This window comes from Parvibaculum sp. (assembly GCF_035325945.1).
Taxonomy (GTDB): Bacteria; Pseudomonadota; Alphaproteobacteria; order Parvibaculales; family Parvibaculaceae; genus Parvibaculum.
This window is the reverse complement of sequence record NZ_DAOKYX010000002.1, coordinates 4,657-16,838: the sequence shown is the minus strand read 5'-3', so window position 1 is coordinate 16,838 and position 12,182 is coordinate 4,657. Positions and strand designations below refer to the sequence as shown.

The 12,182-nt window shown below is 62.0% G+C and carries 11 protein-coding genes; 2 read left to right on the top strand and 9 right to left on the bottom strand.

The window, feature by feature from the left end; genetic code table 11:
• Positions 1 to 94 precede the first annotated feature (94 nt).
• On the top strand, positions 95 to 2,776 hold the full coding sequence (gene fdhF / locus PKA57_RS02115; protein ID WP_324297278.1) for a formate dehydrogenase subunit alpha: 2,682 nt from the start codon (positions 95 to 97) through the stop codon (positions 2,774 to 2,776).
• A gap of 15 nt (positions 2,777 to 2,791) precedes the next feature.
• On the opposite strand, the gene PKA57_RS02110 is transcribed toward fdhF, so the two are convergent.
• A complete protein-coding gene (locus tag PKA57_RS02110; protein ID WP_324297277.1) occupies positions 2,792 to 3,166 on the bottom strand; it encodes a hypothetical protein in 375 nt (124 codons plus the stop codon).
• 88 nt (positions 3,167 to 3,254) lie between these two features.
• The gene (locus PKA57_RS02105) at positions 3,255 to 4,112 is read right to left on the bottom strand and encodes a helix-turn-helix domain-containing protein (protein WP_324297276.1); all 858 of its coding nucleotides are present in this window, start codon (positions 4,110 to 4,112) and stop codon (positions 3,255 to 3,257) included.
• Positions 4,113 to 4,328: 216 nt separating this feature from the next.
• Here PKA57_RS02105 and PKA57_RS02100 point away from each other — a divergent pair, with 216 nt between their 5' ends.
• Positions 4,329 to 4,961 carry a cell wall hydrolase gene (locus PKA57_RS02100; protein WP_324297275.1) on the top strand — a complete coding sequence of 211 codons (633 nt, stop codon included), beginning with the start codon at positions 4,329 to 4,331 and terminating at the stop codon, positions 4,959 to 4,961.
• A gap of 82 nt (positions 4,962 to 5,043) precedes the next feature.
• Here the strand turns inward: PKA57_RS02100 and PKA57_RS02095 are convergent, their stop codons facing one another.
• The 7 genes from PKA57_RS02095 to PKA57_RS02065 all read right to left on the bottom strand — a co-directional run.
• A complete protein-coding gene (locus PKA57_RS02095; RefSeq protein ID WP_324297274.1) occupies positions 5,044 to 6,396 on the bottom strand; it encodes a DUF1329 domain-containing protein in 1,353 nt (450 codons plus the stop codon).
• 41 nt (positions 6,397 to 6,437) lie between these two features.
• Entirely contained in the window at positions 6,438 to 8,072 is a 1,635-nt protein-coding gene (locus PKA57_RS02090; RefSeq protein WP_324297273.1) for a DUF1302 domain-containing protein, read from the bottom strand.
• Positions 8,073 to 8,271: 199 nt separating this feature from the next.
• On the bottom strand, positions 8,272 to 9,723 hold the full coding sequence (locus PKA57_RS02085; RefSeq protein ID WP_324297272.1) for an alpha-L-fucosidase: 1,452 nt from the start codon (positions 9,721 to 9,723) through the stop codon (positions 8,272 to 8,274).
• A gap of 14 nt (positions 9,724 to 9,737) precedes the next feature.
• The gene (locus tag PKA57_RS02080) at positions 9,738 to 10,625 is read right to left on the bottom strand and encodes a fumarylacetoacetate hydrolase family protein (RefSeq protein ID WP_324297271.1); all 888 of its coding nucleotides are present in this window, start codon (positions 10,623 to 10,625) and stop codon (positions 9,738 to 9,740) included.
• An 11-nt stretch (positions 10,626 to 10,636) separates the two neighbouring features.
• Positions 10,637 to 11,386 carry an SDR family oxidoreductase gene (locus PKA57_RS02075; RefSeq protein WP_324297270.1) on the bottom strand — a complete coding sequence of 250 codons (750 nt, stop codon included), beginning with the start codon at positions 11,384 to 11,386 and terminating at the stop codon, positions 10,637 to 10,639.
• On the bottom strand, positions 11,376 to 11,705 hold the full coding sequence (locus tag PKA57_RS02070) for an L-rhamnose mutarotase (protein ID WP_324297269.1): 330 nt from the start codon (positions 11,703 to 11,705) through the stop codon (positions 11,376 to 11,378). Before PKA57_RS02070 ends, PKA57_RS02075 begins: the two co-directional genes overlap by 11 nt.
• Positions 11,706 to 11,714: 9 nt before the next feature.
• Positions 11,715 to 12,182 (bottom strand): enolase C-terminal domain-like protein (locus PKA57_RS02065; RefSeq protein WP_324297268.1); only part of this gene is annotated, 468 nt, incomplete at its 5' end.

Below are 12,182 nucleotides of genomic sequence, written 5' to 3'. Positions count from 1 at the left end.
AGCAGGGTCATTCCCTAAAGACCCGGCAGCAGCCCGCGCCTAGAATGATCCCGTTCGCATGGCCCCGCACCCGGCCGGCGGATGGGAGGCGCTCATGCCTGTCGTGGAAATTGACGGCCGCAAACTGGACGTAGCCCCCGGCACCACCGTCCTGGAGGCGGCACGTCATATCGGCATCGACCTGCCGACGCTGTGCCACGATCCGCGCCTGCGCCCCGCCGGCGGCTGCCGCATATGCGCCGTGGAGATTGCGGGCGAACCGCATCCTCGCATGGCTTGCACGACGGCAGCCACCGACGGCATGTCCATCACGACTCGCTCGCCCGCGCTCGAAGGTTTCAGGAGGACCATCCTCGCCTGGATGGCAGATCGCATTTCACCGGCGAGCTTCGATGCGTTGCCCGGAAAAGAGCTTCACATGCTCATGCGCCGCTATGGCGTCGAACCGCGCGGGCAGCCATCGCCGGAGCGCGAGCGCGATCATTCGCACCCGATCATAAAGGTCGACATGGCGCAGTGCATCGACTGCTTCCGCTGTGTGCGCATCTGCGACGAGGTGCAGGGACAATTCGTCTGGCATGCGGTCGGCCGCGGCGCCGAAACCGAGATCGTGCCGGGCGACGCGTCCGATCTCGCCTCGAGCGATTGCGTTGCCTGCGGCGCCTGCGTCGACACCTGCCCCACGGCCGCGCTCACGGATATCTTCTCGACGGCGTTTCGCGACGACGACAAATGGACACGCTCGACCTGCGCCTATTGCGGCGTCGGATGCGAGATCGAGATCCACAGCCGCGGCTCGCAGGTGCTGGAAATCCGCCCCGCAGCGGACAGCCCCGTCAGCAAGGGGCATCTCTGCTCCAAGGGACGCTATGCCTTTGCCTTCAACGCCTCGCCTGACCGCCTCCGGCAGCCGCTGAAGCGCGGCCACGATGGATGGGAACCGCTCGGCTGGGACGTCGCCCTCAACAGTTGCGCAAAGGAATTCACCCGCATTGCCGGGACATTTGGTCCCGATGCCATCGGCGTTCTCGGCTCCGCCCGCGCGACGAATGAGGAAAACTATCTGCTGCAAAAATTCGCCCGCATTGTGCTCGGCACGAATAATGTCGATTGCTGCGCGCGTGTCTGCCATGCGCCGAGCGCCGCCGCACTCAAGGCCATGCTCGGCACGGGCGCGGCCACAAATTCCTTCGACGACATCGAGAAGGCGAGCGCGTTTCTCATCGTCGGCGCCAATCCGACGGGCAATCATCCGGTTGTCGGCGCCCGCATCAAGCAGCGCGTTCTCGACGGTGCCAAACTCATCGTGATCGACCCGCGCAGGATCGAGCTTGCAGACTATGCGACGCTGCATCTCGCGCCCCGGCCGGGCACGAACGTGCCGCTGCTCAACGCGCTCGCCCACGTCATCGTCGAGGAAAAATTGTTCGACGCGACCTTCATCCGCGAACGCATAGCCGCATGGGAGGATTTCGGTCGCTTCATTGCAGGCTGGACGCCGGAACGCGTGGCTGCGATCTGCGGCGTTCCGGCGGGCGCGATCCGCGACGCAGCGCGCCTCTATGCGGCGGCGTCTCCCGCCATGGCGTTCCACGGGCTCGGCCTCACCGAGCACACACAGGGAACCGAAGGGGTGATGGCGCTCACAAATCTTGCCCTACTTACAGGTAATCTCGGAAAGCCGGGCGCAGGCATCAATCCGCTCCGTGGGCAGAACAATGTGCAAGGCGCCGCGCATATGGGTTGCGAACCGGCAAGCCTCACCGGCGCCATTGCCATCGAGGAAGGCCGAAGCCGCTTCGAGGCGATCTGGAAGACTGCCATTCCCACGCGCCCCGGCCACGATCTACTGGGCATGATCGACGCCGCCGCCGCAGGCAGTCTCAAGGCGCTCTGGGTCGTCGGCTACGACATTTTGGCGACCCTTCCGAACATGAATGAAACCCGCGAGGCGCTCTCGAACCTCGAATTCATTGTCGTGCAGGACCTCTTCATCAACGAAACCGCGCGCCATTTAGCGCACATGGTTCTTCCTGCCGCCTCGGCCTTCGAGAAGGATGGCACCTTCATGAATTCGGAACGCCGTATCCAGCGCGTGAGGAAAGCTGTCACGCCGCCGGGCGAGGCCCTGCCGGACTGGAAGATCGTTCAGGAAATCGCCGCACGCATGGGACACGGCTCCTCGTTTTCCTTCGCGTCGTCCGAAGCCATCTGGAACGAAATCCGCGCTCTCTGGCCTGACGGACGCGGCATCGCCTATGACCGCCTCGAAGCGGGCGGCCTCCAATGGCCCTGCCGCAGTGAAAGCGACCCCGGCACGGAGATCATGCATGTTGCGCAATTCGCCCATGCCCGCGCCGCGCCCCTGCGCTGCATCGACTACATACCGAGCGAAGAAGTAACCGATGACGAGTTTCCGTTCCTGCTCATGACCGGCCGCGATCTCTACCAGTTCAACGCCGGAACCATGACCATGCGAACGGATAATGCGAAGCTTCGCCCGACCGACACGCTCGACATGGCGCCGTCAGATGCCGCCCGCCTCGGGCTGCAAGCGGGCGCGCGGGTGTGCGTGAGAAGCCGCCACGGCGAGGCGCAACTGACGCTGCGCCTCGATGAGGGAATGAAGACGGGCGAGGTCTTCGCCACCTTCCACGATCCTGAGAACGTTCTCAACCGTGTGACGAGCCCCCACCGCGACAGGGTCGTTCACGCGCCGGAATACAAGCTCACCGCCGTCGCGGTCGAACGCCTAGAGAGCGCTCATCACCGTTAGGCCGTCATGTCTCCGTCAGCACTGGTCCGGAAAATAGGACATGTGCTCGATCTTGCCGTGGCTGAACCACAGATACATGGTCTTGTGGCCTTCGCAGTCGCCACAGCCGTCCGGCGCGTCATAGACGACCGGCACCATCCAGCCGAAATGACTTCCGATGACGCTGACATTGCAGTTGGCGATCTCGCTCGAAGGCGCGAGCACTGTCACATTGGCCTTCGGATCGTTGAGCTTCGCCCTTGTGAAGGCAACCGCCTGTTCGCGGTAGTCGGCAGGCAGCGCGCCAACATCCTCAGGCGCATTCAGCCCCGCCGAGCGACCCAGATTCGTGTCACAGCCTGCGACCGCAAGCATCGCAAGGAGCGCCAGCCCCACCCTGTTCATCCGCATGATCATCCTTCCTCAGGCCCGGTATGCGAGATTACCCGCAACAGGCCCGTCGCCGCAATTGACAGCGAGCGGAAGGTTTCGACGCTATCTAGCCGGCCTCGCCCGCCCCCTCCTCGCCGCAGGCGGGCATTGCGTCCTTGAGGAAGCTCCGATGGAGATAGCCGCGCTCGGCGGAGTTCATAACCTCGACCCAACCCGACCGGGGATCGACACGCTCCACGACCACGCGCGTGCAGCGGATGACTGTGCCGACGGCCGGGCTCGCAACGGTCGGTCCCTGCCGCAGATAGACGGACTTCGCCACCACCTGCGTGCGGGCCGGGGCCGCCACTTGTTCCTTCGGCGCGTCGGGTACAACGGTATCGGGTGCAGCCGCAGCGGATGCGGCCACGACTGGTATCGCCGCTACCTTCTCTGCCTCTGGCGCTTTCGTCTCAATGAGATCGGGAGCGGACGAATCCTCCACAGCGCGCGACGCCGATGTGGAGGCTTGCTCCGGCGCGGGCGCTTGCTCCGGCGCGTCGATAACAACTGGCTCCACCATGTCGTTGCCTGCGACATGCACCTCGGGCGAGGCATCGCCGGCGCCCAGATAGAAGAGAAGCCCCCCGAACGCCAGGCCGATCATCAGTACCCAGCCTTGTGCACGACGAAACCAGCTCGTGCTTTCGGGAAGCTTGAATTCAGGCACCGTCTGCTCGCGCTCGCGCCGCAACTCCGCCGAGAGCGCATCGAGATCGTCACCAATATCCACGCCGAGCACATTCGCGTAGCTGCGCATGTGGCCGACGAGATAGAAGCGCGGAAAGCACGCTTCCGCCTCTCCGCGCTCAATGGCCTTGAGATGGGATTCCCTGATGTGCAGACGCCCGCTTATCTCGGCCAGCGTCAGATTCCGCTCGCAACGCGCTTCGCGCAATGCGGCGCCAATTCTCTGCTCCAGCATGTCCTGTCCCCGAACGCGCTCAGGCTCCGGATTTAAGCACAACGACCTTCATCCATCATGTCGAGTTATGTGTGCTGATTATGTAAACGATTTGCGAAACTGATCCGTTTCGGTACATCACGCGCAATTTCGATCATATTTTTCCGATATTTCCGGCTATCGGCCGTGGATGCGTGACGTCATAATCCCCCGCCCTTTCACAATGACGAGATGTCAATGCGCCGCAGCCTCTCGCCGATCATTGCCGCTCCAATCGTAATGGCGCTAAGCGCTTGCGTGACTTCAACCGAATCCGCAGCGCCTGCGGCCGCGACCACGGACGCGGCAAGCGCAGCGGCAGACGAAGTCGCGGCTGACACGACTACAACAGGTTCCATCGTCGAGAGCGATGCGCGCACGGCTTTCACCTCCGCGCATGCAGCGCCCGGGTTGCGAGTTCCTCTTCCCCGTCCGCGATATCTCGGTTCGCGCGAGCATACATGCCTCGCCGCCGCCATATACTACGAAGCGCATGGCGAAGGCGACGACGGCATGATCGGCGTCGGCCATGTGATCCTCAACCGTCTCGACGCACGTCCGGCCGGCACCACCATTTGCGATGTCGTCTATGAGCCGGGGCAATTCGGCTGGACGCGACGCATATCGCGCAAACAAGTCGCTGTCGGGAAGTCGCGCCAATGGCGCGACGCTTCGACCATCGCCGACAAGCTTATCGCGGGCGCGATCCCCGATACGACGAGCGGCGCGACGTCGTTTTACTCCACGCTTCAGTTCCGCAAGTCGCCGCCGCGATGGGCCGAAAACAACGAGGAGACGGCGCGCATCGGAAATCACGTCTTCATCAGATAGGAAACGCAGCGCATAAAAAAACCGGCCGCAAGAGGGATTGCGGCCGGCAGGTCTGCGAGCGAGTGGTCTCGCAGGAGGAATTCTAGCGCATGCCCGTTTGCCGCAGACTGGAGGGCGTGAAACGCTCCCCATCGACGGAAGCGCCGGCGAGATAGTTCTCAGTCGCATTGCCGAGGATCATGTTGTCGGCGATGTAGCGTCCGGCCGAGAGATCGAAATAGAAGTCCGCCGCCGTGACGCAGGCAGGCAATTCCGACGCTACATAAAGGCTGTTCTCCTGTGTGCGCCACAGATTGCCCTTGGTGTCGTAGAGATCGGCCAGAACGATCGTCCAGCTATCCTCGTCCACATAGAATGTGCGGCGCGGAAGGATGTTGCGGATGCCAGGCTTTACAGTGGCCTCCACCACCCAGACGCGGTGCAGCTCGTAGCGGATGAGATCGCGGTTCGGATAGTCCGGACCGACGATATCCTTGATCGTGAGCTTCTGGTCCTTCAGCGCCCAGGCATTGTAGGGAACATAGAGTTCCTTTTTGCCCACGAGCTTCCAGTCATAGCGATCCCCGTCGCCATTGAACATGAAGGTCTGGTCGAAGGTCCGCAACCCGTCCTGCCCCGGCACCGGATTGTCATAGGCAGCGTTGGGCGCCTGCTTCACGCGGCGAAGCCCGGGGATGTAGCCCCAGGATTCCTTCCGCCCGTTGTAATACTCATGCACGAGCAGCACGCCGCCTACCGACGCGGCAGGTTGGGTCTGCGTATAGATGAACTTGCCTCTGAAGCCCTTCGTATCGGCAAAGGACTTCGTCTTCGGGTCGTATTGCGGCGTGTAGGACACCTGATCGCCCACATTGAGAATGTAGCGATCGCCGCCCTGCATCACGGCCATGGCCGGGGTGCTGATGACGCCATAGCCGCGATAAGCCGAGCGGTGGTTCTGGATGACTTCCCAGCCGGTCGTCGGGATCGGGAACGGGAAGCCGCCATAGCCAGCGGTTATGTGCCCGCTCTCGTCCATCTTCGTTTCGGCGATATTCGCCCTTGTGCGCTCATAGACGCGCTCGGGATAGGCGCAGCTCCGCCGCGTCGGATAAACATCCATCCTGTAGCCGGGATAGCGCTTGATAAGCGCTATCTGGCCTTCGGAAAGCTTATCCTTATACTGATCGACATTGCCGCCGTCGATGCTGAATAGCTTCGCATCTCCCGCGTAAGGATTGACGCGCGGTTGCCCGACCGTCCATCCCGCAGGTGGCGCGGTGATGCCGCCCGCCCATTCCGGAATGCTGCCGTCGGCATTGCCTGCCCTCTCCGCCCCCACCGGCGTCAGCGATTTTCCGAGATCATCAACGCCGGCCGCCTGGGCCATCGCAATGCAGGAAACCGACAAAAGACCGGCCGTCAGAACACTTCTCAGTTTGACTGAATAAGACATGGTTTCTTTCTCCTGGCTCATTGATCGCTATCGATGGCCGGTCAGAATGCGTAGCTCACAGCCACAGTGGCGTAGTCGTGATCGGAATTTCTGGACACGACACCGCCACCCATATTGTTGGTATAGGCGACGCCCACCTTGAGGTTGGCGTTGTACGTGCCATCGAGTCCGATGGTGACGGCCCTGCGCCCCTCGATGAAATTGCCGGTGGCAGTCCGGTCGATCGGCGTGCCACGAACGTCATGCGAGAATGCGACATGCGGCGTCAGCGTTACGCTGCTTCCGAATGCATTGCTGTAGGTGGCGGAAGCCGAGAGCTTGTATCCCCAGGCAAAGAGATCGCCCGTCGTGTCGATCGGCCGCTTGTCGAACGACACACCGCCGACTTCGACGATGGCATCGATGCTGTCCGCGCCGATGGCCGTGGTCGCAACGCCGAAGAACGGATCCGTCGGTCCCATCGAGATCGCGGCATTCGCGATCATGTTGAAGCGATCCGCCTTGGGATAGGTGAAGACGGAAGCCGGCCGCAGGAAAGGATCGCCGAGGACCGCCAAGGCGGCTTCAACCAGCGAGTTCTCGTTGGTCGGTACCGGAAAGTTCGGCTGATAACTCGCTTCCGCCGCGACCGAGAACTGACCGACCGGGAAGCTGACGGACGCGCCCCAGAGATCGATCGATTCAGGGAATGCCGCGAAGTAATTGGCCGGCACGATATCAATGAATGGGAAGACCACAATCGGAACAGCCTCCGCCGAGCCCGCGAAGTATGGCAGTTTGGCGTGGTAGCGGACGAAGAACAGACCGAGTTCCGTCGACATGTTTTCGACGAAATAGCGCGCCGCAACGCCGAACTGCCCCTGATCACTCGGAGCCTTGTCTTCGGTCTTGGGAATGCCGAGGCCGAAGGCGAAAAGCGTCGCCGGATCGAGTCCGGATCCGCCGGGATCGGCAAGGTAGAAGAGGCCTTGTGCGCCGGGACCGAAGAGATCGTCGGTGGCGAAGAAAGTGCCCACGGGCGGAAGTTTGCTCTGCCGCCACTGGAACTGGTAATAAGCTTCGAGATTGAAATTCGGGAACAGACCGATATTCCCGTAGATCATCGGCGATGGCAGATAAGCCTCGCGGATATTCGTGCCCGGCGTGACGAGCTTGACGACGTCGAGCGCATTGGTCTGCGAAATGCCGCCCGATGTGAAGAGCGCCTCGCCCCAGTTGATCACCTGATTACCGGCGCGAATGGTGAGCGGCGAATTGCCGATCTCGAAATTCCCGGACACATAGGCATCGAGCAGATCGATGCCGCGCCCGATCCGATGGCGCGCGGTCTTGCTCAGATCGGTTCGCCGCGTGCTTTCCGCATCGTTGTTGATGGCGTCATAGAACGTGTTGACCCGGAGAAAGGCGCCGAAGTTTCCTGCCGTGATCTCCAGCTCGTTCAGAAGCCTCGTCGAGGCCGAATAGAAATCGCCCCGGCGATAATTGAGATTACCGTCATCGAAATTGACGCCGCTCGGGTCGTTACCACCATTCGTAACGCCGATATAATCGGCGTCCGGGTTTACGAGGCGCATACCCGCACCCGCCGAGACCGTCGAATTCAAACGCATTTCGACATTGCCGAACGTCCACTCGGCCGCCGTCGCGGGCGCGCCAAGCGCCGTTGCAAGAAGCAACGCTCCCCCGCACAACAAACCCGTCCGGTAGCGTCGTCTCGTTTCCCTCAGGAAATCCGTCATATTCATTTCCTCCCCACCGTTGAATTGAAATCGAACATTCCTTCCGCCCTCCGCAACTCACCTCTCAAACCCTTCGTTGCGTGATGTGGCGGCCTCCCCTGTTTCGATGTCGAAGGCGCGAACTTTTTTGTTTCGTTCACGCCTCCGGTGTCATGACGACGACCGGCGCGAAATCACTCGCGAGCGGCGTCGTGAAGCCGAGGACGAGGTCGTCCCCTTCCTGATGCAATGAGACGGGACTCCCGTCCTCGAGGCGCCTTGCGCGCCCGGCAAAATTGAAATTCCTGATCCGCAGTTCCTCGCCCGCAGGCCGGCCGAGCACGATCGCGTTGATTTCGCTGCCCTTGGCGGTAAAGCGGATGGAAAGACCATCGGCCGTCTCGGCTTCGGCCTGCGACCAGGGCCGCGTGCCATAGATCGCCTCGCCATTGCGACGCAGCCAGTTGCCGAAGTCCCTGAGGCGCGACAATTGCTCCTGCGGAATTTGCGCATCCTCTCCGCGCGGGCCAACATTGAGCAACAGGTTGCCGCCCTTGGAAACGCCGTCGATGAAATCCGACAGAAGCGTTTCCGAAGGCAGGTAGTCGGCATCGCGGTCCAGACGGTTGTAACCGAAGGAGTAGCTCATGCCGCGCGTCGCTTCCCACTTCTTCGACTGAATGCTCGAGAAGCGCACATATTCCGGCGTGCGGAAGTCACTATGCGGAACGACGGGCGGGATCATGCCGTCGAGCGCGTCCGGATTGCGCCTGATGTAACGTTTGGCGATCAGATCGAAAATCCTGCGCCCGGTTTTCGTCCGCATCACCTTCGTGCCCCAGTTCGCATGCGGCCAGCGATCATTGACCACGCCATCGGGCACCGCGTTGTAGTAATCGGCGAAAAGCGGCAGAAGCTCATCGAGGCCGGTCGGCCAGGAAATATCGTTCCAGAGCACGCTTGGCTCGTAGCGCTCGATGAGTTCGCGCGTCTGCGCCATCGCATAGCGCGGATAGTCGCCGCCCGGCACGGAGCCGATGAAATCCGCGATGGTGCGCAAGGGCTCCGGATTGAACGTCCAGTCGATACCGCCGGAATAATAGACGCCGAAGCGCATGCCCACCGCCCGCACTGCGGCGGCAAGCTCGCCCACAATGTCACGGCTGCTGTCCCAGCCTTGGCGATGGGGATGAGGAACCTCGCTCGGCCAGAGGCAGAACCCGTCGTGATGCTTCGTCACCAGCACGACATATCGCGCCCCGGCATCGCGGAACGCCTCGGCCCACTGGGCCGGGTCCCACTGCTTCAGCCCTTCGAGAAACGGCTCCTTGAAATTCTCATACGGTGCATTGCCGTAATGCTCTTCATGGAACTTCGCCGAAGGCGTGCCCGGCACCTTGATCGCATTCGCATACCATTCCGTATAAGGCACCATCGCCACGGCGCGGTCATATTCGAGCTTGAACGCATCCGAAATGCTTCCAAGCTGCGGCGCGAAAGCGGGGATCGAAAAAACGCCCCAATGAATGAAAATGCCGAACTTCGCTGCATCGTACCATTCAGGCAGAGGACGGCTGTTGAGCGATTGAAGATCGGGCGCGTAAGCCATTCTCCTGTCTCCGTTCATCGCGCCGCCACTCCGGCAAGAAGATGTTCTCCCACGCTCTCGGCGCGAACGGTCCGCTGCCGCTGTTCCCCGATCTCCTCGATACCGAGATGCATGACCTGCCCCTCGCGCAGATAGACAGGTTCCGGCTTCATGCCGAGCCCGACGCCGGGCGGCGTGCCGGTGGAAATGATGTCGCCCGGCTGGAGGCTCATGAATTGCGAGATGTAGCTCACCAGAAACGGAATTCTGAAGATCATCATCCGTGTGCTGCTGTTCTGGACGCGGCGTCCATCGAGATCGAGCCAGATCGAAAGATCGTGTGGATCGGGAACCTCGTCCTTCGTCACGAGCCAGGGGCCTATGGGGCCAAAAGTGTCGGCGCTCTTGCCCTTCACCCATTGCCCGCCGCGCTCGAGCTGGAATTCGCGCTCGGAAAGATCGTTGATGACGCAATAGCCCGCGACATGGTCCATCGCCGTGGCCTCGGACACATAGCGCGCCTCCCGTCCGATCACGACGCCAAGCTCGACCTCCCAATCGGTCTTTCTGGAATTGCGAGGGATGATGACATCGTCATTCGGGCCCGAGATCGCGCTCGTCGCCTTGAAGAAGAGCACGGGCTCGCTCGGCGTCTCCATGCCGGATTCCGCCGCATGGTCGGCGTAGTTGAGCCCGACGCAAATGAACTTTCCAACATTCGCCACACAAGGGCCGAGACGCGGCGTCCCGGTGACGATCGGCAGCGTCTCGAGATCGATCGAACGCAACAAGGCAAGTTCCGCCGGAACGAGATAATCGCCCTGAATATCGTCGATGAGCCCGGCGAGGCTGCGTATGCGCCCCTGCCGGTCGAGCGCTCCCGGCCTTTCCTTTCCCCGCTCGCCATAGCGCAAGAGTTTCATCGGTCTGACTCCTATGTGTTTGTCCAGCCGCCATCGATGACGAGCGTGCTGCCGGTCATGAAGGCCGATGCGTCGCTGGCGAGATAGACCAGCAATTCGGCGATTTCTTCCGGCTTGCCGATGCGGCCCATAGGCTGGCGGGAAATGAAGGCGGCGCGGGCGGCGTCATAGTCGCCCTGCGCGCGCATGCGTTGATCGAGGGACGGCGTATCGACCGTTCCCGGACAGATGGCGTTGCAGCGAATGCCCTGCGTGACGAAATCGGCGGCGATGGAGCGCGTGAGGCCGATGACAGCCGCCTTGGTCACCCCATAGGCAAAGCGGTTCGGCACGCCGATGATGGACGAGGCGACGGATGACATGTTGATAATCGACCCGCCGCCCGCTGCGATCATCGCGGGCAGAAACGCGCGGCACATGCGGTACATCGAGCGGATGTTGATCGCGTGAGAGCGCTCCCAGTCGTCCTCATCACAATCGAGGATGGTGCCGTGATGAACGAAGCCGGCGCAGTTGAAAAGCACATCGACCGCGCCCGATTCCTCGGCAAGCGCTTCGATGCCGCGCGCATCGGTCACGTCGAGCGGAACAAGTCGTGCCGCCTCGACCGTCGCGAGTTTTTCCTCGTCGCGGTCCGTCGCGATCACTTCCGCACCCTCGCGCCGGAACGCATCTACGGCCGCGCGGCCCATGCCCTGCGCCGCCGCCGTCACCAATATGCGCTTGCCTGCAAGCCTTCCGCCTGCTCCCTCAATCGGCATGGAACACCTCCTCCATGCGCGCCCAGTGTTCGCCCGCCTCGCGGCTTGCGAGCGGTTGCTGGCAGGGATCAGTGAGTTCCCACCAGCGTTGCGTCGGCTCATGCGCTCGCATGCGCGCCATGTCGGCCTCGAAATCCGTGCCCACATAGTCCCAGCACGAAAAAAGGAGGTTCTCCGGCTCGCGCAGAAAGATCGTGTAGTTGCGGATGTTGCAGGCCGAGATCATGTCCAGAACTTCCGGCCAGACGGCCGCGTGCAATCGCTTGTATTCGGCGATCTTTTCCGGCCTTACACCGATGACCATTCCCATTCGCTGCATGATCGCCCCCTAGCCCGGCCGCCTGATGTCGAAATAACTGTCCCTGCGCGCGTCTATCGCCTCCCAATCCCAGTCGATACCAAGCCCCGGCTCCTGCGAAGGCACGGCATGACCGTTCTCGATCGTCATACCGGATGCGATGATGTCGTCGAGTTGCGGAATGAATTCGACCCATCTTCCGTTCGGCACGGCGCAGGCCAGCGCCACATGAAGCTCCATGAGGAAATGCGGGCAAACGGCGAGGTTGAACGCCTCGGCGGCGTGGGCGACCTTGAGCCACGGCGTGATGCCGCCGATGCGCGCCACATCGACCTGCACCACCGAGCACGCGCCCTGCTGCATGTAGTCGCGGAAATGCCGGATCGAATAGATCGACTCTCCCACCGCCACGGGAAGCGATGTGAGAGCGGAGAGCCTGACATGCCCTGCAAGATCATCTGCCGGCAATGGCTCCTCGATCCATGCAATGTCGAGGGC